This is a genomic window from Pseudomonas sp. A125 (genome assembly GCF_055409485.1).
This window is the reverse complement of sequence record NZ_JBUZVP010000011.1, coordinates 23,162-44,072: the sequence shown is the minus strand read 5'-3', so window position 1 is coordinate 44,072 and position 20,911 is coordinate 23,162. Positions and strand designations below refer to the sequence as shown.

The 20,911-nt window shown below is 52.7% G+C and carries 19 protein-coding genes; 9 read left to right on the top strand and 10 right to left on the bottom strand.

From position 1 onward, the window contains the following. Positions 1-9: 9 nt before the first annotated feature. Positions 10-1,047 (top strand): ATPase, T2SS/T4P/T4SS family, encoded by a 1,038-nt coding sequence (locus ACZRN6_RS16420; protein WP_169904176.1) that lies wholly within the window; start codon positions 10-12, stop codon positions 1,045-1,047. A gap of 28 nt (positions 1,048-1,075) precedes the next feature. Here the strand turns inward: ACZRN6_RS16420 and ACZRN6_RS16415 are convergent, their stop codons facing one another. Further along, positions 1,076-1,840: an EAL domain-containing protein gene (locus ACZRN6_RS16415; RefSeq protein ID WP_260455852.1), complete on the bottom strand. Its 765-nt coding sequence runs from the start codon at positions 1,838-1,840 to the stop codon at positions 1,076-1,078. Between the two features lie 151 nt (positions 1,841-1,991). On the opposite strand from ACZRN6_RS16415, the gene ACZRN6_RS16410 reads away from it, so the two are divergent. Continuing rightward, on the top strand, positions 1,992-4,688 hold the full coding sequence (locus ACZRN6_RS16410) for a PD-(D/E)XK nuclease family protein (protein WP_221732158.1): 2,697 nt from the start codon (positions 1,992-1,994) through the stop codon (positions 4,686-4,688). A 178-nt stretch (positions 4,689-4,866) separates the two neighbouring features. Next, a complete protein-coding gene (locus tag ACZRN6_RS16405; protein ID WP_194940994.1) occupies positions 4,867-8,232 on the top strand; it encodes a UvrD-helicase domain-containing protein in 3,366 nt (1,121 codons plus the stop codon). Positions 8,233-8,234: 2 nt separating this feature from the next. Here ACZRN6_RS16405 and ACZRN6_RS16400 read toward each other — a convergent pair whose 3' ends face one another. From ACZRN6_RS16400 to ACZRN6_RS16375, 6 genes are all read right to left on the bottom strand, one after another. Continuing rightward, positions 8,235-8,759, bottom strand: a complete 525-nt coding sequence (locus ACZRN6_RS16400) for a hypothetical protein (RefSeq protein ID WP_078465829.1) — start codon at positions 8,757-8,759, stop codon at positions 8,235-8,237. A 1-nt stretch (position 8,760) separates the two neighbouring features. Further along, entirely contained in the window at positions 8,761-8,982 is a 222-nt protein-coding gene (locus ACZRN6_RS16395) for a hypothetical protein (RefSeq protein ID WP_078465828.1), read from the bottom strand. Next, positions 8,961-9,686: a Crp/Fnr family transcriptional regulator gene (locus ACZRN6_RS16390; protein WP_078465827.1), complete on the bottom strand. Its 726-nt coding sequence runs from the start codon at positions 9,684-9,686 to the stop codon at positions 8,961-8,963. Before ACZRN6_RS16390 ends, ACZRN6_RS16395 begins: the two co-directional genes overlap by 22 nt. Continuing rightward, positions 9,686-10,099, bottom strand: coding sequence for a 30S ribosomal protein S10 (locus ACZRN6_RS16385; protein ID WP_078465826.1), 414 nt, complete (start codon positions 10,097-10,099; stop codon positions 9,686-9,688). Before ACZRN6_RS16385 ends, ACZRN6_RS16390 begins: the two co-directional genes overlap by 1 nt. A gap of 75 nt (positions 10,100-10,174) precedes the next feature. After that, positions 10,175-10,441 (bottom strand): hypothetical protein, encoded by a 267-nt coding sequence (locus ACZRN6_RS16380; protein ID WP_078465825.1) that lies wholly within the window; start codon positions 10,439-10,441, stop codon positions 10,175-10,177. Then, positions 10,438-11,403 carry a hypothetical protein gene (locus ACZRN6_RS16375; protein ID WP_078465824.1) on the bottom strand — a complete coding sequence of 322 codons (966 nt, stop codon included), beginning with the start codon at positions 11,401-11,403 and terminating at the stop codon, positions 10,438-10,440. Before ACZRN6_RS16375 ends, ACZRN6_RS16380 begins: the two co-directional genes overlap by 4 nt. Positions 11,404-11,589: 186 nt before the next feature. On the opposite strand from ACZRN6_RS16375, the gene ACZRN6_RS16370 reads away from it, so the two are divergent. Beyond that, positions 11,590-11,958 carry a PilZ domain-containing protein gene (locus ACZRN6_RS16370; RefSeq protein WP_078465823.1) on the top strand — a complete coding sequence of 123 codons (369 nt, stop codon included), beginning with the start codon at positions 11,590-11,592 and terminating at the stop codon, positions 11,956-11,958. 550 nt (positions 11,959-12,508) lie between these two features. Here the strand turns inward: ACZRN6_RS16370 and ACZRN6_RS16365 are convergent. From ACZRN6_RS16365 to ACZRN6_RS16355, 3 genes are all read right to left on the bottom strand, one after another. After that, complete coding sequence (locus tag ACZRN6_RS16365) at positions 12,509-13,666, bottom strand: hypothetical protein (RefSeq protein ID WP_078465822.1); 1,158 nt, start codon at positions 13,664-13,666, stop codon at positions 12,509-12,511. A 2-nt stretch (positions 13,667-13,668) separates the two neighbouring features. Beyond that, on the bottom strand, positions 13,669-14,103 hold the full coding sequence (locus ACZRN6_RS16360; RefSeq protein ID WP_169904180.1) for a tetratricopeptide repeat protein: 435 nt from the start codon (positions 14,101-14,103) through the stop codon (positions 13,669-13,671). 112 nt (positions 14,104-14,215) lie between these two features. Further along, entirely contained in the window at positions 14,216-15,193 is a 978-nt protein-coding gene (locus ACZRN6_RS16355; protein WP_169904181.1) for a DNA replication terminus site-binding protein, read from the bottom strand. A gap of 129 nt (positions 15,194-15,322) precedes the next feature. On the opposite strand from ACZRN6_RS16355, the gene ACZRN6_RS16350 reads away from it, so the two are divergent. The 5 genes from ACZRN6_RS16350 (at position 15,323) to ACZRN6_RS16330 (ending at position 20,873) form a co-directional block, all read left to right on the top strand. Next, the gene (locus ACZRN6_RS16350) at positions 15,323-16,975 is read left to right on the top strand and encodes a tetratricopeptide repeat protein (protein ID WP_221732159.1); all 1,653 of its coding nucleotides are present in this window, start codon (positions 15,323-15,325) and stop codon (positions 16,973-16,975) included. Positions 16,976-17,072: 97 nt separating this feature from the next. After that, the gene (locus ACZRN6_RS16345) at positions 17,073-17,582 is read left to right on the top strand and encodes a DUF922 domain-containing protein (protein WP_169904182.1); all 510 of its coding nucleotides are present in this window, start codon (positions 17,073-17,075) and stop codon (positions 17,580-17,582) included. Between the two features lie 46 nt (positions 17,583-17,628). After that, entirely contained in the window at positions 17,629-18,759 is a 1,131-nt protein-coding gene (locus ACZRN6_RS16340; protein WP_228759002.1) for an endonuclease/exonuclease/phosphatase family protein, read from the top strand. A gap of 22 nt (positions 18,760-18,781) precedes the next feature. Continuing rightward, positions 18,782-19,291: a hypothetical protein gene (locus tag ACZRN6_RS16335; RefSeq protein ID WP_284184502.1), complete on the top strand. Its 510-nt coding sequence runs from the start codon at positions 18,782-18,784 to the stop codon at positions 19,289-19,291. Positions 19,292-19,781: 490 nt separating this feature from the next. After that, positions 19,782-20,873, top strand: coding sequence for a hypothetical protein (locus ACZRN6_RS16330; protein ID WP_221732160.1), 1,092 nt, complete (start codon positions 19,782-19,784; stop codon positions 20,871-20,873). The last annotated feature ends 38 nt before the right edge of the window (positions 20,874-20,911 follow it).

Genomic DNA, 20,911 nt, shown 5'->3' with positions numbered 1-20,911 from the left:
AGAAACCCGGTGTCTGTGCTCACAACCAGTCATCTTAATGACAAACCCTTGAGGCCGGAGGACGCGACTAACATCACTCTGACCAAGGACAGCCTTGAGGCTGAAGATAACAGCGGTCGGTTCGAAATAATGAAGCCTCCAGGAGCGTGGAAAGACTTCTTCGATAAAATGCTCTCTGAGAAGGGTAGAGGTAACAAGCGTAAGGCCGCAAACTTCACCACCCCGTTCAACGGGGAACGTTACCGCTGCATCTTGGCTGACTCCTCGGGCGGCCAGGTCATTACCATGCGTAAACTCATGAGCTCGATACCGCGAATTGAGAAAGATCTAGGGTTGGACTGGAACGCGATACGTCCGCTTCTTGAGGGGTCGGGCTTGACCATTTTTGCGGGGCAGATGTCGTCAGGTAAATCGACAACGATGATCTCAGCAATCGAGCAGTTGGGGCGCAAACGCGGAAACCTCGGTACGGTGGAGGATCCTATTGAAGTTGAGTTCCGGGGCGGGGGAGTGATTCAGCGTGAAGTAGGTACGCACGTTGACTCATTCGCAGAAGCGATCCGTGACTTCGTCCGGCAGTATCGCAACACAATTATGGTTGGTGAGATTCGTGACCCAGAAACTGCCGACGCAGCGGTTCTCGCCGCATCCCTCGGTCACAGTGTTGTGGGTACCCTCCATGCGGACAGTGCCATCGATATCCCAACGCGCATGGCTTCGCTGCTCGATCCCAAACTCGCTCGGATCTTGCCATCTGTTCTACGCGGACTTTGGTGGCAGCATGTCTATCGACGCGGTGACGGGAAAAGCAAGCCGCTTCCCATTTACGAATCGCTGTATGTAACCAACTCTGTACGTCAGATCATTGCTGACGGCCCAGAGAAGTTGCCTCAGTTGATGAACGAAATGGTTTCTCAGAAACGTGTATCTATGGCCCAGTCGGCGACAGCTTGGGTAAGCAAGAATCAGGCAACACGTGAAGAACTTCGCCAATGGCTTGAGACACGTGGTCGTATCAACGACTCACAACTGGACTACGTTCGGTAATGTATTGATACGCTGTAGCGCCCCTCAGTCAGGGGCGCATCTCGGCGAAGTGTTGTAATTCTGAGGGGATTGCCGGCATACCAAGCAGGTACCCTTGGCAAAGGTCAATATTCAAATGCTTGGCCAGTGACAACTCGTCTATAGTCTCAATTCCCTCAAGCACAACCTGCTTACCCCGCCGACGGCAAAGCTTCACCAGACGCTGCACCTCTGCCCGCGCTGACTCAGACACCATGAGTTCCATGGTTGACTCGCGTGAGAGTTTGCAGCCAACAACCGAGTCGCTAAGCAAGAGCGAGCGCTTTGCGTAACCATCACGCACGTCATCGACCATCACTGTCAGCGCCTGTAAACGAAGAGCCTCAAGACGCTTCGCAAGCAGGTGAGCATCAACGTCTGCAGTTTCAGTCACTTCAAACGTGACCCTGCCCATCACATTCGCTGCAAGGAGGGCCTGCACGGCATCTCCGACGAAGGATGGGTGCGCGATCGACAACTGGCTTGTGTTGATCCAGACAGAAAGCCTCGGCCGGGATTTCAATTGATTGATCACCTGGGCCAGAACCCAGCGGTCGATATCGACAATCGAACCATCAGACTCTGCACGCGCGACAAGCGCAGCTGGCCCCTGAGTCCCAGTGCTGTCAGAAATCCGAAGCAAGGACTCAAAGGCTATTACTGATCTTTGGTCATCCATGACACTGAAGACTGGCTGGTATGCCAGGCTGAATCTTACGGGCACTGATCCCTCATGTGCCCAAGGCGAAGTCTGGGATAACCTCTGGATCGACATATGACGCAACCAAGCATTGAGCGGATACCTTAATAGTGGGATCTCACTACCCCATTTGCCGCATTCCGTTGGAAATGATTCATTTGGTCTGGGCTGGTGGCACTAAAGACCGCCGTTATTCTGGGTGTATCGATAACGGAGATCTGCCCGAATGAAATTCCTCAGCCACCTCTCAAACATCACAGACGGGACAGTTGTCCTGGCCTCGACAGAGCGTGTCGCGCGACACATTAAGCTACAAGCAGCACTGCTCCAGGCGGTAGGTGGGAAGAAGGCTTGGTTCACCCAGGGGCAGATTATGACCATCACGAAGTGGATTGAGACCACTTGGTTGGAGCTGATGCCCGACGAACAAGCCCTCAACCCTGTTCAGGAGTTGGCCACTGTGAAGTCGGTAATTGACCAGTCGGACCTACTGCCGTCAAACATGATCTCTTCCACGAACGCAGCTCGCCGAGTTGGGGTGGCGTACTCGCAGGTAAACAAGTACCTGATTGGGATGGATAGTGATCGCTTCCGATTCAAAGAAGAGTTTGAGGCCTTCCTCCAATGGAAGACTCAACTCGATAGCGTGTGCGGCGCAAAACAGTATGTGTTCCGTGCTCACCTCCCTACGCTTCTGCTTAAGGCTATCAAGGCTGGCGATGTTCAACCCCCGGAGCGGGTGATTATCGTAGGCATGATGTCCCTGAACCCAGCAGAAAAGGCCGTGTTCGATGCCTTAGAGGATCTCGGTACTGATGTAATTATCGTCTCAGCAGAGGGGGATAAGACGACCCCGCGTCTTGTGCGCAGCCACAATAATGCAAGCGAAATGCTAGAGGTCGCGCAATGGGTGTCAAATCACCTGCTGCCCTTCGTGGACGCCCCTCATGCTGCACCTTCACTCGCCATCGTCGTACCTGACATCCGTTCCTACAAAGGCCCCTTGCTTGATGCGCTGAGCTTGCATACGAGCCCAGGATCATTAATGCCTGCTGGTCCGGATGGTGAAACACGCGCGCCGTGGGATATTTCCAGTGGTGCAACGCTGGGTAGCCGCCCCATGATCCGTGCGGCTATGGATCTGTTGTCCATCACGCCCGACAAGGCAGATTCCGAGACTTTCAGCCGTGTGCTGCGCTCTCGCTGGATTGCTGGCCATGTGGGCGAGTCTGCGACCCGTGCCCTTCTGGATCTGTGGTTCCGTGACAACCTAGGCCTGAACATGGGTGGCAAGGATTTTCTGCGGGCTATTGGGGCATACAAGGGGGATGCAGTTCCTGATTTCCGAAAGCGCTTTGGTGGACTTCTTGAGAAGTTGGTGTCCGGCGAGCAAAGCCGATATCCATCTGAGTGGGCCGACCATTTTACCGAAGCCCTGAACGATATGGGCTGGCCCGGTCAGAGCGAACTGGACAGTGCCAATTTCCAGACACTTAATGCTTGGGCTGAGGCGCTTGCAATGTTCCGCACACTGGATGCTCAACTCGGGACTGTTCAGTATGAGCGAGCATTCATGTGGCTCAGGGAGGTCGTAGACACACGACAATTCCAGCCCCGTATCAGCCATTTGGCCCCAGTTTCGATCTTGGGCTATGAGGATGCTATCGGCCTCAACTTCGACGCCTTATGGATCGTTGGCGCATCGAACAACGTATTGCCGGGCCGCGCTGAGCCATCACCCTTCATTCCTACCGATCTTCAGATTGATGCGGGGATTTCTGACGCCTCTAGCGAAGGGATGCTCGCATATGCTCAAAGTGTCGTGGGCGCACTCCTCAGCTCTAGCGCTGACGTCACGGTGTCGTGCCCCAGCCATAACGAAAAGGGGGCGGCCATCGGGGCCAGTGAGTTGTTTGGCACGTGGCCCGCAACTGCACCTACCCTGGAAACAAAGGGTGACTTCCTTGATGACCTGATGGGCCAGTTGGATAGGAATAATTACGAGCAAGAGGTGGCCCCAGCTGTCAGCGATATCGAACTAACTGATATCAAGGGTGGAGTTCGCATCTTCAAGGACTATGCAGAGTCCCCATTCTTTTCATTCGTGCGCAATCGCCTACGAGCCAACATGTTTCCGCAACCAATCATCGGCCTTGATCCTCGAATCCAAGGGACAATGATCCACCTTGTGCTTGAAAAATTTTGGACTGAGGTGGTGACCTCCAAGGCACTCAAGGCATTCTCGGTTGCCGAGCTCAAAGCCAAGGTCCAGCACCACACTCAGCTGGCTTCCGAGGACCTTCTATACAAGCTGATCTGGCGCTACGGCATGAAGCTGATCATGCTTGAGCAACGTCGTATCGTCGACCTGACCATTGAGTGGTTGGAGCTCGAAAAGAAGCGGGAATTCGAGTTCGAGGTTATCGGCTTTGAAGAACGCCATGACATCGTTGTTGGGCAGGTACCTTTGACGGTAAGCCTTGATCGTCGGGAGCGCATCTTCTTGAACGAAGAGCAAACGGTCTCTCGGAGTGTTGTGTTTGACTACAAGACAGGCCAAGAGATGCGGATGAACAGTCTGAATGCTTCCACCCTCACAGAGCCTCAATTGCCAATCTACGCGACCAAGATCGACCTCAGTGTCGCTTCAGTAGAACCAATCGACGGCATTGTGCTGGCTCAGGTGAATCAAAAGTCTCTCGGTTTTCATGCTCGCTCAAACTTTTCGGCCAATCTCGTCGAAGGGAAGAAGGCCAGACAAGAGGACGTCGATACCTCGGACAAATGGGAAGCTCAGAAGGATGCATGGAACCGGCAGTTGGATTCTATGAGTGCTGGCTTCATCCGTGGCGAAGCGACTCTGGACCTATGTGGAAAGGGGTTTCCAATCGGCTACGAGTACATTGCGCCTATCGCACGATAAGCGTCAGTCGGGCTCCCAATGCATAGCGAAGGGGAGCCCATAGCTTAAAACATTCCGCATGCGAAAACTTTTAGTCCAATCCCGGGTTTACCGACCTGCGTCCTGAAAGATTACTTTGGCGGCTGGTGGCACGCGGGGGCGACGTTATTCTGGGTGTATCTGAATTGGAGCTGACCACATGACTGCATTCGTACCCTTCGCCGCTCTGCCGCACCTGGACCCTATTTTTGCTGGAATCCGAGGTCTCAGCATTGCAGATGCCGAAGCGCGCGCCCTGGCTATCGACCCTCGCCGCTCGCTACTGTTACTGGCCCCGGCCGGATCAGGTAAAACGTCTACCTTGCAAATGCGCTTGCTTTCCTGCCTGACAGTCGTGGAGCGCCCTGAGGAAGTGCTGGCTATCACATTCACCAACATGGCTGCTGCTGAAATTGTAGAGCGTGTTATTGGTGCGTTGCAGCAGGCAGCGACTGGCATTGAGCCTGAATTGGCCCATGAGCTCCCGCAATACCGTCTGGCTCGTTTGGTGCTGGATCGAGATAAGGAAATGGGTTGGAACCTTCTCTTGAACCCTAGCCGTCTGCGCATTATGACCTTCGATAGCTTTTGCGCTTCACTGGCAAGCAAAACTCCAATCATGTCCGGGCTGGGTGGCGGTAAAACTACCGACGATGCTTCGCTCATCTATCGTCAAGCGATTCTCGAAACCCTCAAGTCCGTTAACGACAACGACATTCCTGAGGCTCTCTCTAACGCGCTTGAGGCGGTATTGTCTTTCGCTAAAAACCGATTTGAAGCTTTGGTTCCACTGTTCGAAAACCTACTAATGAAACGCGATCAGTGGGCCGGCCGTATCATGGCACTGGACACTATTGAAATGCAGGAAGCGGTCAGCTCAGTTGTTCTGCATGCTGCCCAACAAGCTATTTCACTGATCCCAGGATCTGATCTCGAACGTGCAATGACTTGTCTTAAATCTGCCTCCGGTGCCCTTGATGGTTTCGAGTGGGCTGCGGAAATGCCCGCTGCCATTGCGAGTGCGAAAACGCTCGAATATTTCGGGCAATTTGCCTCCTACATGCTGACTAGTACCGGCACGCTCCGGGCGAAAGTAACCGTAGCCAACGGATTCCCAGCTAAGCATTTCTGCACAGTTGAGATGAATGGAATTCTGGCTGACCTCAAGGTTAACCCTCATTCTCAAGAATATGCTCAGGCCCTAGCCACACTTGCAACCCTGCCAGAACTTCAATACCCAGCTCGTTCAGCAAAAATGGTCGAGCACTTCACGGTAATTCTTCGGTATCTGTTGGCCAATCTGACGCTGGCAATGGAAGGGACAAACTCACTGGACTTCCCTGAAATCGCTCAGCGCGCCATTCAAGCTCTCGGCGCTGGTGAGACTGTCGGCGACGCCTTGCTCGAAGAAGACCGGATTCTGCATATCATGGTTGATGAATTCCAAGACACCAACCAGGCCCAGTACGACCTATTGAAACTGCTGGTAGAGAACTGGGAGCCGGCCGACAATCGTTCTATCGCTTATGTCGGCGATGGCTTTCAGTCGATCTATCTTTTCCGTGGCGCTGACCTGAATCTGTTCACGTCAGTTGTCGAGGCGAAAGCTTTCGGGCCCAAGCAAATGGATATTCTCCGGTTGACTGTCAACTTTCGGTCCTTGCCGGGCGTCGTTGAGTGGAATAACGCGACCTATGCCGAGGTCTTCAAAGACTCAGCTTATGAGTTCGTCCCATCGGTAGCGTTCCGGAAAGGCGATGGCGGTGTGAGCGTACACCCCGTGGCCACAGGTCAAATCGGTGAAGCCGAAGAAGTTACAAAGGTTGTTCAGGAAGCCCTTTCAAAAGACCCTTCAAAGTCGATCGCAATCCTAGTACGTGGTCGCTCGCACCTGAAACACATTCTGCCGATGTTAAAAGAGGCTGGAATTGAGGTTCGCGGTAAGGATATTGATCCCATTGGAGAGGCTGCCCCTGTCTCTGAAGTGATTTCACTGATTCGTTCACTCTGGCATTCCGCTGATCGAGCTTCGTGGATCGCACTGTTACGGGCAGCGTTCGTTGGTCTTAGCTGGGCAGACTGTTTGACTGTCGCCCGGGGGCATAACGTCATTGAGAATGCTCTACGCGACGAAGGCGTGCAGGCTCAATTGTCTTCCGAAGGACTGACCCGAGTGTTGAGGCTCTTGGAGGTTCTGGACGGAGTGAAGCGCTCCAGTCGTGGTTCAGAGCTGGGTTGGGCTGTTAAATCAGCCTGGATCGCCTTGGGCGGACCTGCAACGGTAAATACTGGCGAGATGGACGATGTGGAAACCATCTTCAAGCTACTCACTTCACACACGGAGTCAGGTGACCTTATTGACCCTCAGGCCTTTTTCCGCGCGATTGACAAAGCATATGCAAGCCCAAAAGCTGGCGCGGTAACAGTCATGACTTGCCACGGCTCCAAAGGCCTGGAATACGACATTGTGTTGATTCCTGGCTTAAACAAAGGCGGGGCTAAAGATGATGCGCCTCTGTTCTACTTCCGCCAGATGGATGGTGTCTTTTCCGTCGTTCCTAACCTCGGAGACTTGGACACTACCACCCCTGATAGTCGTCTATTCAAATTCGTTGGCCGCATGGTTCGCAAGGATATTTCTGATGAAGTATGTCGGGCGGCGTACGTGGGGACGACTCGGGCCAAAGAAGATTGCCACCTTTTCGTATGCGTCGACCGTTTCCCTGCTGCCGAGGGTGAGGTCCAGAAAGAGAAGGAAATCAAGCCAGCAGCAGGTTCGTTGGCTGAGTGCTTGTGGTCGGCTATTGGAGCCCAAGTGAAAGCGGTCGCCCCGGCATTCCCTATTGTTGCAGTTACGGATTCTGGGGTTCCCTCTAAGGCACGCCTGGCTCCCAGCTACAAAGTCGAATTGCCTAAAACGGTCTTTGTTCCGGCTGCAAGCAATGACCAAGTACCCACTGAAAATGAACTGAACGATGAATTGCGGGAGGAGGAGGGGAGCGACTATCGCGCCAAGACCATCGGTATCGTCTACCACTGGTTTGTAGAGCAGATCGGTAAGCAGGGTATCGAACTCTGGGATGAAGCTCGCGTGCGTACAAAGGCTCAGGCTATCGCATCGATGCTTCGTCGTGAAGGCTTCCCTGCTGCTGAGGTTCCTCAGGCGGTTGCTCGCATCCTCCGGCTGCTGTCCAATACCGTAAACAGTATTCATGGGCAATGGATCTTGAAGAAGCGTCCGGGCAGTGGCCATGAGGTGCAGGTCAGTGCATACCGTAACGGACGTTGGGTTCACCGCTTCCTGGATCGACCTTTTGAAGATGATGGGGTTTACTGGATCAGCGACTACAAAACTCCGGACTGCCCGGAGGGTATGTCCGAAGACGCTTTTGTTGCGCGGGAGGTTGAGCGGTACCGGCCGAAAATGGATGAGTACGAGCGTGCTGTGAAAGATGCCGGTATCACCATCCCTGTTAAAAAGGTGCTGTATTTCCCAGCATTCGACCGGCTTGCAGAGGTTGCCTAAGCCTAACGAGGGAACCTGATTTTCGGGTTCTTGACTGTGATGCCCATTCGCTTATGCAGAGGCCTTGAATCTTGCGGCTTTCTGTTCTTGAGTGAAATGGGTACCTCAGTCCTGATGGAAACCAAAGCTCGAAATAGCTGCTCATCGAACGGGATCTGCACACACTCATCTCTAAAGCTCAGCAGCCCAACCACATTCGATTCTTTGAATGCCTCCCGAGCAAGGCCGATATACAGCATCACCTGGTAGTATTCCCGGCGTCGTACGAACCCCTTGTACATTCGGTTTTTGAATTCACCGATTACAATTTGCCCTGTACGATTTCCGCGGAAAATGGCATCCGGTTCACCTGCTACGCCGAGTGCGCTGAGCCGTTTTCGTGGATGCCCCTTGCCTAGGTCAGTCCCTACAATTACCCACTGAGTTGCAGGCAGCGAAAACTGCTTGTAAATATCGAGTGGTGCCTTGGCTTTGAGGGCCAGATACAGCGACAGGGCCGCTACAATAATTCCAAGAATGATCAGCATGTCAGAATGTAATCACCTTAAAGTAGAGCAGGGCGGCGATGGCTACCAACACAATGGCAATAAATCCGCCTTTGCTTGGCCCCGCGCCGATCCGGCCATGCGCTGCGGTACCCATTTTGGCTAAACGTTGGTTGTATGCCCCACCACCGGCCCCAACGAACTTGCGCGGATCCTCTGCATAAGCGGCGATCTTGCTAACAGCTACGTTCGTACTGCGGCGCATGCCGAAACCTCAGATTGTGATTGAAAGAAAAAGGTCTTGTACCCATCAAACTTCAGCAACCCTTCCTCTTCCAATGCTTTGAACGCGCGACTGCCCGACCGCCTCTCGACCCCCGCAAGGGTTCTTATTTCATCTTTGCTGGCATGGACCTCTATACCGCGGGCCGTGGGGCGTGAGTCGGGATGCTCAACCAGCATGGTAATCACCCGCTTGATGCGATCAAGGTCCTTGGCAAATAGGTACTGCGCAGCCTGGGAATGCTTGGTCATCAAGTTCAGTTCAGCGGCCATGAGAACAGTCTCGCTGTAGCTGTTCGCTTTCATGAACTCATCGTATTTTGACTTTGAGACAGCGAGTAGGAAGGTATGGCTTCGAGTCTCGTAGCCAAACCGTACCTGCTTAGGTTGAAGTGGCCAGATTATGTCACCCTTCCGAAGGGCGTCTACGAAGATCCCCTTGCCCTGGACATCTGGCGAAAGTGCATAGGCAACCACGCAGCCTTGAAGGACGATGAAGAAATTCCCTCGGTCGATGTCCAGTTGAGTCTTTGGCGGGAGGTCAATCAATGTCCCGTAATGGTTGCCATGGATGAGCCAACTGGCCCACGTTCCCTTTTGAGGGCTTGTTTTGAACCAGTCAGGTTCGGGCGTTTCGAGGACGGCAATGTTTGGGTGTTTCATGGCGTGTGAGAAACCGTTTGCCATTATTGAGCTTCCTTCAAGTCGTATTGGCTCTGGTACGACTCGATCTTGATGTTGACAGTCGCCGGCAGTGGTAACGCCACGAGCGACATGATGGATTCCGAGGTTGGAGATTCAACCAGGAGGACATTCCTGATTCGTTTGGCTTTGGCGCAGTAAAGACCGCGGGAGCCATTGGACAGGGCTTCTCGGAGAATGATGTGACGTCTGCGTACAGTCGGAAGCGCGAGAGGGCCTCGCACCTTCACCCCTTGCGTGCGGCGCAGGGCAGTTTTAATCGTTTTGGCAGTTTGCAGGACGATAGGGTGGTCCAGCCCATCGATGACGATGTAGAAGCTGGCGGAGGAAAAATTCGAGCGCATGGTCCTGGGATCTGCAAGATCCCAGGCTTGGGCAGATTTCGCTTCGCTGTACATTGGACGGGGCCCTTGAAATATCTCATGCCCTAATAGTGGAAAGAGACAGCCCCATTTCAGCGACTTTGACCGATATTATTTGTTCAGATCTGCAATTTTCTGATGATGATAGAGGGCGCTTGCGAAGGATCGCTGCGCTTTCCTTAGGCGCAGTGCATCAAACAGCCCCGGGTCTCGGCGGACTCGGATTGTGTGCGGCCCAGTGAGAACCCCAAGGATCTTGTCGTAAAGAGCCATTATCTGGGGATTGGCGAGCTGGTTCACCATAGGGAGTGACTGTTCATGTGCAGAGACGGCCTGACTGATGACCTGTTGCTTCCAAAGCTTATAGTCGAGGATCACTTAATTGCTCCCTTGGGTTTTGACTTCCTGCGGGCCTGGTGCATAAAGACCAGATGCATCCCACCAAAAAACCACACAGCTATGAATGTGGTTGAGAACGAAAGTAGACCAACCTTGGCGACGTTGAGGGAATGACTAGGGAATTTTTCATCGAAAACCGCCCGATGTAGGGTGTCGTTTTTGTAAGCAGTGATGATCACCTTCTGGCTTGCGCTAACCCCCCTCAGGACGGTATCGGATTCGTTATCGGTAGCAGGGAAGACCTCTAGCCATCCGGTAACACTCATTTTTGAGCTTTCGATCGACTCTAGGATACCTTGAGCAGAAGGTGCAGCCAAAACCTCAGCTGGGATTTCATTTCCCACCCATTGAAAGCATTTGATGGGTAGACGCTCACATTCATACTTGAACCGACCCGGATAGGTCGCCGTCAGTTCCTCTTGGTAACGCATCCTTTCTGTCAGCAATTCGCCCTGGATGTAGTAAGCGAAGAGATAGTGGATGCAGCACAAGAAGGTGGTGTAGGCCACAAGGAAGAATGTGATGTGAATTCGCATGAAACTGCGGAACCCACGCTGGGCGATGAACCGCAAAATCAAGCTCGTAAAAACGAGAGCCAGTGTGTAGACGTCTCCGCGTTGGCGCTCTTCGCCGGTGGGTACGTGACCGACCATCCAGCAAATTCCTTCGTACCCCAGGTTAAGAAAATTGACCTCTTCTTGGAATAGTGAAACTGCGGCAATTGCCGCGAGCCACCCCAAGGTCATTTCACGGCGGAAATGAGCATAGATACCAGTCCATAAGCTCAGAAATAGAACGTAGACGCCAAGATCCTCGAGCACTTTCAGGAAAGTGATTTGTTCGCCGTCAGGTGTGGCGAATGTGAGAGTCACACACACAGCCAAGTAAACAAAAAGGAACACCGGGATCTGAAGTTGCCAGGGTATTCGGGACTCGAGCACACCAGCACCTCGGGGCCAAATTGAAGCTGTGCTAGGGAGGAATTTCATAAGGGGGTTTTGAATAGCCGTTGAATATGTTGTGACGATACTATTCAGTTCCTTGAAGGTGACCAGCCAAAAAGGGGTCTCGGATTTCTGTAACGGCGCTCTGAACAGATCCGCACAACTAGCTATAGGAAACAAAGGATGAATGCGTCCAGCCGACGGCACACGCGGTACGTGATCTCTGAAGGAGCGCTGCTCTCTCAAAAAATCAAAGGAAAGGGTTTGGTAGCAGGGCTCCTGGGTTGGGCCGATTGCCGGGTGCGAGATTTATCGATCGCGGGCGCTATGATCCTGACAGAAAAGAAGAAAGGAATCGGAGATGCTATCTCGATGAAGCTGATCCAGCGGAATGGTGACGAGCTTCAATTCGAAGGGAGGGTGGTGAACTGCGGTACTGATCATCGAAGCGGAAATTTCCAGCTTGGGATTGCCCTGTCCGAACAAGCTCCGGAATCTCGTGAACATATTTTTCTTCACAGTCTGGGCGAGTCCTTCCCCGAAGCGCGCTGACCCGATAGCAGTGACTGCTTGGTTGTGATACGACAAGGCCCGCCCATTTGCATGGACGGGCCTTGAATAAGTCGAGGAGAAGCAACGGCACCCATAGGCATTTGGATGTAGAAGGGGGTGACTTAGGAGTTAGGAGGTCTAAAGCCTATGCTTTCCTCAAGAAACTGTGTCAAAAACTGGCATGGGGGAGTGAACCCCATTCCGCACATTCTGTACGAACGACCGGGCTTTGTGAAGATGAAGGCCGTGAATTTGCGATAAATTGACACCTATGCAGCGGTCTCAGAAATCTCGCAAAGCGGCGAAAATCTGGAAAAGCTTTCTATCTCAAGTGTCTTCGACCCTCTCGCCGCCCATCGGTTCAAAAAAAACCAGGATTTTTCTTTTCTTGTCTCCGGCCCGAGTGGACTGGTAATGCTCTATTTCAGGGCGTGTAGCTTCCTGTTGCGGGAATTCTACACCTCCCTTTTACGACAATTCTGTCAACTTGGTTGTGATTCTTGGCAATAACAGACGCGCTAATTTAGGACGCGTCTGGGAATGAGAGAGCTCAACCGACGGCAGGCTTGCCGAATATCCGTTTGAATAGCGTAGCTCCTTGTGCCTGGGCTTGGGTTTCCGGCACGAGCTGGACGATGCTGAAGATTACTCCTGTGTCGTTCGAATGATAGGCGAGTTGCAGGTTGTTCTTCTTGAGGCCAATGAATGGAGCTGAAGCAACTAGCGATTGATCCATTTGCTCATGGCCCGTAGCAACCATTGTAGGGTCGAAGCCAAATATGACACGACTATCAAATTTGTCCCAAAGCATCGGGTCTGGATGAGAGATGGTTAGAACGACGTTGATGCCTACGCTACTGGCAAGCTTCAAACCGGCAGTGACCGATTCCTCATCCCTCGCGACCGATACCCGGTCGATGATGAGGGTGCGTCCACGCACAGCTCCCTCGTTAAGGGCAGAATAATGAGCGGAGACTAGCTGCTCGAGCGTGTAGGTACGACTTGGTAAAATCGTCACCGCCAAGTGGTGGTCTGGATGCTTCTGACGTTCACCCAGGATGAACGAACTGTGATCTTCAGAAAGCGACTTTCTGAAGACATCATGGCCGCGGCTGTAACGGTTCAGATAGTTGTCGCCATCGTGTGTGGCTCGCACTACGGCAACGAACAGGTCATCAAGGCGGTTCAGGCAAATCTCTTGGTCGATCCATTGAGAGATGTGCAGGGGCTCGGTATGGATGATTAGGGTATGGCCGGCATAATCACGTCCCAGTAAATATTGGGAGGGTGGCATGAAACCAGTGCGAGCCTTGAATCTCGCCATTTCCTCCGCTGATTGAGAGGTTGGATCTATCTTATCTTGCCTTGCGTATGCCTTCAGCGCTTCAAAATTGCTAAACCCCCACATGGTTGCAATGAGCGTTCCCTGAGGGTGCCCTTTACGAATGTCGGGTAACGTATTCTTGAGGGGATCCATGTTCATGGCCATTCGCAAGAACTCCATCATCTGGAGGCTTCGATCGGAAATGGCTCTTATCTGATCAGGGGTCTTGATCATCTGCAGGCCATTGATTGGCTCTTCGAGTTCACCAGTTTTAGCGTTCAGACGGTTGTACCCGTAGGCACGCGCAACGATCACATTTGCCGCTTCAGCATTAATGCCCAAGGCCATTTTCTTGACCAAACGTTCAGATTGCTCTTTGTACATGCTCACGAGTCCAGAAGGTTGGTGATGGGCTGGTGGCGCTCTACGAATCCAACGTAGGCCGCGTAGAGGGCTTTGTCGGACTTCTCGCTAAGCGAGGATGCCAGTAAGCGGTAAGCGCGGCGAAGATCTGGTTTGATGTCAGTCATGCCATGCTCGACGATCTTGACGAGCTCTATAGTGGCTTTAACGTAACCGGCAGAAGCAGCTCGCTCGATGTATTGGATGCCCTTAACTGGATCGGCCCCTGCGCGTTGTTTGAGGACGTGGGACATTCCGTAGGTGAATAGGGCGTCGGTCGATGCAGGTTTAGCAATGCAGGCGAGCCGGAGCCAGTGGTCAGCGCGGGTTATGTCAGTGTCTACACCGATGCCTTGATTGAGACACCTCGCCACTTGGAACATTGCTTTGCCATCTCCATTTTCAGCAAGCTCAAGCATGTCTCGATATGCGTTCGCTCGGTTTCGCTCATCGCAGGAGACCAGATCTCGAGTGAGACTGGCCAGGCGGAGACTGGTGGTTTGGTCAGTGGACTGCATTCTGATTATTGCCTTATTCATCAATTGAGGCAGGAAATGAATCGCTTTCGGCTTTCTGTACCAAAGGCCCAAAGACGCGATAGTTCTCGAGATACTGATAGAGGTTCATTTTCTTGATGTACGGTTCTTTCTCGAGTAGTTCGCGGCCGGCAGATTTGCGTCGTGCCGTGACTACGTCGTAGCTAAGTAGCGGTTTAATTGTGGGTGCAAACTTGCATTCATCGATGTCGTAAACGAAGGGCACGGAAGAGATGATCTGGCGCACCGGCGTATCACCGTCACGAACCCGTGCTCGGATGTGGGGTTTGACTGGTCTCCGAATAGCGACCTGTTCATTGCCTAGCTTCCGTAAGAGATCAATAGCGGTCAGCAAGCCCTCTTCAATTGATCCCTCAGGAGCGTCGGACATGGTAGGACGTCGGTCGTGAAGCTCATCTAAGAGGTCTTCCCACTCTTTCACTAAATCTGAAGCCACATGCCTTGATCCGGATGTGCCGGTATCAGTCCAGTAGAAATTAATGGTCTGAGGGTTCATCAGCACCGGGGTGCAACGCATTGCCTGCTTTGGCGATATGGCCTCAAACTTAATCCAAACCTTCCGGCGATCGTTAGATTTCTTGATCTTGCCGATTAGCATTTCCAGCTTGCTGCGCAGATCATTCGTTTCGATGATTTTGGCAATCACTTCCCCAGGCAGCGCAACTACCCCTGGACTCCTCAAGGTTTCCTTCGCGTTCTGAGTTTCCTTCATCGTGATGCAAGTGAGGACGTCTATAGCTGCGTCGACCGCGTCGCTACCTTCAAGCCTCCTCACCGGGATAGGCGCAGCTTCGTCTACTTCTGGCTCTTGTCGAAACTCCATCTCAAAAATCGCATCGACTCTCAATCGGTGTCGTGAGTCATTGAGCATTCTGACCAGTACCTTGAGCTCGGCCTCAAGCTGTTTGACCACTGCGATTGCTTCACTGATAGCGCTGAGGTGGAGTTCCATAGAGATGTCCACTGCGTGAGCCCACACATCACTTTAACGGGCGTTGGATTTTCGACTAGGCGTTTTGAATTGGATTCTATTATGGCGCGGGTACACTCTGGCACATAACCAAATTGGGGTATCCGAATCTTGTCTCTGGCAAAAACCTTTGAATCTGCAGTGAACCTGGGCGCTCTTACTGAAGCCTGGTTGCGCACAATCAAGCCTCTGCTGAAGACCCAACTTTTCGAACTCGGGGTGAAGGCCAAGCTCAACAACGCTGCCTCGGTAATGGCCCCGGGAGCTTTAGTCGCGAATGTCGTTCGTCAATCAGGTATCAGCTGGAGCGAGAAGCCAATTCGTGTCCTCCTGCTGGGATCAGATCCTCTCATAAGATTCGATAAGTCCAAGTGGGCTAGCTTGGCTGGCGAATTTCTTGGAGCTCCAGGAGCTGTGGAGATCATCTATACCCTGGACGAGAATGCGGACTCCGAATTCTCAAAGCTTGCGACAGCGCTCAACCTTCCCGCATGTAGCGTATTGACCCACGGCGAAGCAGTCGAGAGCGGCTTTTCGAAGGTCGACTTGGCAATATGGGTTCACCCTGCCGCAGAGTCGGCAGACGAGGCTGAGGCTCTGAATACCTCCACTGCGATGTCGCTGTCCACCAAGCAAGGTGTTCCTGTTTATTCGGCCTCATTTAACGAGGTCGACCTCCACACACAGAATTTCCTGATTCAACATCACTCTGTGCAGTTGCAGCCACTTGGCGGTCCGATTACTCGCGGGGCCCCATCCATCAACCGATACGGCATTTCTACCTTCGGTTTAGGGGTAGAGGGTGGATGGGGTGCAATATTGGCAAAAGTTGAGCCGGCGCAGCAGCTCGGCGATCCCTGCGAGGCCGCTCTCGTACGCACGGCGATGAGACTCGTATGTGCTGAAGGAGCACTCCATACGTCATGGAGCCTGGGCCAGCGCATAAACGGTGTAGCCTTCAACCGGATCATCCCGTTGGGATTGCTTGGCAACATGGCCATCGACCCTTCAACTGGTCATGTCTTCCAAAAAAATGAAGACTCACGTGATCTCCGCGTTGTCGGCCATCTATGGGACAGCGAGCTTAGGCTGATGCCGAGCTCCAAGCGTGAGCTGTTGCTGTGGGCATGTCGAATTAAGCTGGCATTTCAAACAGAGCTGCCAAAAGAAGATGCCAGGCGCAAAGAGGCAATAGCCTCCCTTGAGCAGGGTTTTAATGACGGAATTGTCGAAGCTGCTGTAGCGCTGGCTCGGTGCTATGAGTCATCAAAAGCTGATGGAAGCGATGTAACGGCACATCTTTGGCAAAGCAAGGCTGGGGCCCTGCACCCATTGAGCTCTTACGGCTTGGCCTATGAGGCTTTGGGAGCTGGAGACTTAGCCGCCGTTGAGCGATATCTGCGAATCGCTGTCGAGTTCGGATACCCGATTGCGATGACAGACCTCGGGAAGATGCTCTGTGACAGTAAGCGAGTAGACGAGGGTCTGGCTCTCTTGAACGAAGCCGCCTCTCGCAAGGATCCTGAAGCCAATTACGAGCTTGGAGAATTGTCTGCCAAAGGTGGTGACCTGCAAGGCGCCCTGGAATTCCTTCGCGCGGCATGGATCTATGGTCATGTCGACGCAGCAGCCTTTGCGCGGCAAGTAGCCGATTACATGCTTGAGCACGGAATTGGGAAACGCTCGTTAATCAAGCGCGAAGCGAAGGAAATCGCTGCATTTCAAAAGAAGCTCGACACCCGCTTGGTGGCAAATGCTACTTAGGATTCGACTGAGTGCTTCAAATTGGGCTGGAAGAATCGCTATATCAGCGATCCTCGCTTGGATGCCTTTACATTCTGTGGCATCAACGGTTCCAGTTGTGGATTCCAAGTTGGTCACTTACGGAGTGTCCGGGCAAACCATCGATCAAATTCAACGATCGATTGCAGAGCATACACCCAGTCGAAACGGGGGCTCCTACTACGCCGGCGTCACGATATGGAATCTCTCAGCATCCTATGACCTGATTCCCTCCCCACATGGCTGCCTACTCGATAACGGGCAGGTGTTCTTGAAAATCAGGATTCACCTACCTGTTCTGGAATCGATTCCCAAATCCCCAGGTGTTGAGCAAGAGTGGCGGCGGTTTTACAGCGCCCTCAATGCTCATGAAGCATTGCATGCGCAAAACGCCTACCGGGCCGCCACCACGCTACTGGCAAAAATAAACGGGACACGCACTGATGTGCCCTGTTCTCGCGCCAAGGTGATCGCTGAGAAGGCTACGGCCGCGCTGATAGAACGGATTTCTGCCTACGACAAAGATCTAGACATTCAAACCCGTCACGGAACTACGCAGGGCGCTTATTTGAACCCCGTTGTCAGATGACCCCCCCCCCACAGAATATGAAGCCTAACTGCCTGGAGCATAACCTTTGAAGAAAACGTTATTGATGTCTGCTTTGTTGGTGTTGGCTACTGCTATATCAGGGGTTGCCGCAGCCGCAGACGCTCGTGTTGGAACCTGGAATACAATGCGTCTGGGCAACGGTGACCAGAAAAGTTACCCAGCTTTAGCAGCAGTCGCCGCCAATGTTGACGTCCTGGCCGTTCAGGAGGTGATGAATGATGAGGGCATCCAATACCTAAAACTGGCACTGGAGCAACGGACACGTGAAAAGTGGAGCTCGCTGTGCTCAAGCCCTGTAGGCTCGCGCAGTTATAAGGAGCAGTATTGCTTTCTTAGCCGCGATTCGGCAGTTCAATATGAAGACGGCGCCGTAAGCTTTTTGGATCGTAAGCATGTGTTCATGCGAGAGCCCTATAGCGCGCGCTTTAAGTCCCTCAGTGACGGCAATACCTTCGCCTTGGCCACCGTACATATCATTTACGGCAAGTCAGCCGCTGACAGAACCCCAGAGCTGAAAGAGCTCGGTAATTACTGGGAATGGCTCGAGCAGGTATACCCAGGAGAGCCCATCATGCTGATGGGTGATTTCAACATGCCCCCTTCGGACCCTGCGTTCGAGTCCCTTCGAGCACGTGCTATCCCAATGGTTACAGACGGCGCAAGCACGTTGTCGAACACAAGCGGTCGGTTTGCCAATCTGTACGACAATGTGTTTGCCAACCAGTCAGCGCGATCGATGATGTCCGGTGTTGGGATCGTCAATTACCCTGCGATGCTCAAGGTAAGCCATGAGGATGGGCGGCGCGCCGTGAGCGATCATGCGCCAGTGTTCTTCCAGCTTGGGAAGGCTAGGCTGGGGAGTGCTGTCCAGATGGCTTATCCTCAAGGACCCGCTCAGCTGATGCACCAGGTAGTGAATGCTCCGGCTCGTAATGACTCTGTCTTCACTCCTCTCGCATCGACCGGGCTTGGTGCCCTTTCTACCGCTTCGAATACTCAGGTCGGGAGCGTGCACGGTAATAAGAGCTCCCATATCTACCACCTTTCCAGCGGTTGCCCGTCCTACGGAATGATCTCGGAGAAGAATCTGGTGGTATTTGCTAGTGAAGCCGAAGCGATTACGAGCAACTACAGGAAGGCGGGTAATTGCAAGTAAGGTAAGCAAACGGCATCTTGTCATGAATGACGGTAAATATAAAATGAGAGACCCAATGAAAGCCACAATGCAGCAGGCAACCGAACACAATCAAAACGTACTGAATGTCCTAACTGAACTTCTTAGTGTACTTCGCGATGCAGATGCCATTATCGGTCGTGACGAAGAAATTTTAGCTTTCGACAGTCACCGCACCCTAGCGGCAATTCATGGTGACATACACTCTGTTTTTGGCTCGCTAAGTTTGATTGCGGGAGGTGAATATTCTGGCGGGTGGAACGTGTTCTCTCAAACCCAACAGAATAAGGACTTCTTTCTGCTCAATATTCGCTCCCTGCTCCGTGAATCGGACTTCAATAACGGCTTCCCGCTGATCACAGATGTTTGCACCCTGATCGAAGGGTTGCTGTGTATGCCACCCGAATACGCTTTGAAGGTCAAAATCGCTCACGATAAAATCTCTCATGCGATGAGAAGTTTTCGCTCGAAAAACAGTGGAGAGATTGAGGCGGCGATTTTTGACCACGAATGACCACGGAAACAGTCCTGACTGTTGCAAACAAAAACGAGCCATGCGATCTGTTGGCAGCAAACAACATCGTTCGACACAAGACAACTTATTGCGACACTCGGCATTATAGATTGACACAAAAACGCTGATGAATCGCCCTCTGGAGCAGAGCAACAGCCTGCAGCGCCCGGAATCACTGGTAGGTTGTGTCAAACTATGTTGTCGTTGCTGTCCGGGTTGATACGTGAGTGGTCAGTGATTTAGGGGCTTTGTGTCAATCTATGTTGATGCCACCCAGTGAACCCGCAAAGCGCGGTCAACGCCCGCTTCACATGCGAAGGCATTGTGCTGGACGAAATCGTCGCCCGAATCGGTTTGAAGATGCGCAGCAGTGAAATCGTATGTTTAACTGACAACACCGTGTGGTGAAAAGCCTAAGGTGGCGCAGTGCAGATGTATCGCCACAGCGATGGCGGGATACCCAGCGTTGTTTGAATACGAGGCCACCGTCATGACGCAATTCATAGCTACTGAACACAAATTGGCTCGCCTATGGGTCGAGGTCTGCGGCAAGAGCTTGGGCATCGAGCGTGCTGAGGCCGCAGCCATGTATGCAAATCTGTGCGGTTTCCGAACTTGGGATGCAGTTACCAGTGCGATAGGGAACAAGCAGCCCAGTGTTCCAGACGAGCAACTAGAAGTACCCGAGTTGATGGCTCGACGGGATAGCTACATTGCTGTGATGGTTGATGTCTTTGCGATAAACCCATCGATGGCCGTCCACCTGGCCGCGAACCTCAGTCCCTCCAGCGGCAAAATGCCTAAGACTATATCAATCAACCGAAGTACTTTGCATTCTCCGCCTGAAGATGAAGGTTTGAGCCTCTATGTGCCGGGCTTTGATGATCCTCGGGTAGCAAACGCAATGCTCAAGGATTTGCTAGGTGGTGCGCCAGGCCTCGAAGGCTGCAATCTGGATAACTTAACCGACCGCCTGCGCATTTCTCATCCGGTTGAACCGGGGGATTTCTGGGACTTTTACAGCGATCAGGGCTTCGACCTGATCGAAGATACCTTTGTCGAAGATTATGAATACGGTGGACCATCGTTCTTCATGCCGTGTAGCCCTGAAATATCCGATAGCGAAAAGGTACCGGTCTTCCTGACCAGCCTTGCTTACACGCCGCTAGATCATCATGACCAGATGGCAGATGAGGTTCGTCGAGTGATGCTTGAGAGCGCCAAAGCGATCACTGGTGCGGATACCCTGCTCCTCTGCTGGGGACATTTGCAGCAAAAAGAAATTGGGGGCAAGCGGTTCACCTACGCTGGCCAGATTCATCATGAGGGGACTTGGCGCGATCTGCTCCTGAACAGATCGCTGGACTCATTCGACAAGTTGCTTCGTGCAACAACTGCTCTACAGGACATTAATGAGCCAGGGCCAGAGTTTCAGGACAGCGGCTCGGAATGCATGATTCGCTTCTTTATGGTGCAGACCCAGTGCGAGTCTAGCGCGGAGTTCTTCCAAAAATACATTGTGAACAGCATCGGCAACCCCAGCGGATGGTCAATTGGGATTATTTCTAGCAAGTCCGAGTAGACATCAAGAAAATCGCATGAGGAACACCCAAGCCCCGC

Bases quoted from the DNA above. Each gene is read 5' to 3' on its own strand.
- ACZRN6_RS16405 (WP_194940994.1), top strand. From the start codon at position 4,867: ATGACTGCATTCGTACCCTTCGCCGCTCTGCCGCACCTGGACCCTATT.
- ACZRN6_RS16370 (WP_078465823.1), top strand. From the start codon at position 11,590: ATGAATGCGTCCAGCCGACGGCACACGCGGTACGTGATCTCTGAAGGA.
- ACZRN6_RS16365 (WP_078465822.1), bottom strand. From the start codon at position 13,666: ATGTACAAAGAGCAATCTGAACGTTTGGTCAAGAAAATGGCCTTGGGC.
- ACZRN6_RS16385 (WP_078465826.1), bottom strand. From the start codon at position 10,099: ATGTACAGCGAAGCGAAATCTGCCCAAGCCTGGGATCTTGCAGATCCC.
- ACZRN6_RS16410 (WP_221732158.1), top strand. From the start codon at position 1,992: ATGAAATTCCTCAGCCACCTCTCAAACATCACAGACGGGACAGTTGTC.
- ACZRN6_RS16330 (WP_221732160.1), top strand. From the start codon at position 19,782: ATGACGCAATTCATAGCTACTGAACACAAATTGGCTCGCCTATGGGTC.
- ACZRN6_RS16335 (WP_284184502.1), top strand. From the start codon at position 18,782: ATGAATGACGGTAAATATAAAATGAGAGACCCAATGAAAGCCACAATG.
- ACZRN6_RS16355 (WP_169904181.1), bottom strand. From the start codon at position 15,193: ATGGAACTCCACCTCAGCGCTATCAGTGAAGCAATCGCAGTGGTCAAA.
- ACZRN6_RS16415 (WP_260455852.1), bottom strand. From the start codon at position 1,840: ATGTCGATCCAGAGGTTATCCCAGACTTCGCCTTGGGCACATGAGGGA.
- ACZRN6_RS16360 (WP_169904180.1), bottom strand. From the start codon at position 14,103: ATGCTTGAGCTTGCTGAAAATGGAGATGGCAAAGCAATGTTCCAAGTG.
- ACZRN6_RS16395 (WP_078465828.1), bottom strand. From the start codon at position 8,982: ATGCGCCGCAGTACGAACGTAGCTGTTAGCAAGATCGCCGCTTATGCA.
- ACZRN6_RS16400 (WP_078465829.1), bottom strand. From the start codon at position 8,759: ATGCTGATCATTCTTGGAATTATTGTAGCGGCCCTGTCGCTGTATCTG.
- ACZRN6_RS16390 (WP_078465827.1), bottom strand. From the start codon at position 9,686: ATGGCAAACGGTTTCTCACACGCCATGAAACACCCAAACATTGCCGTC.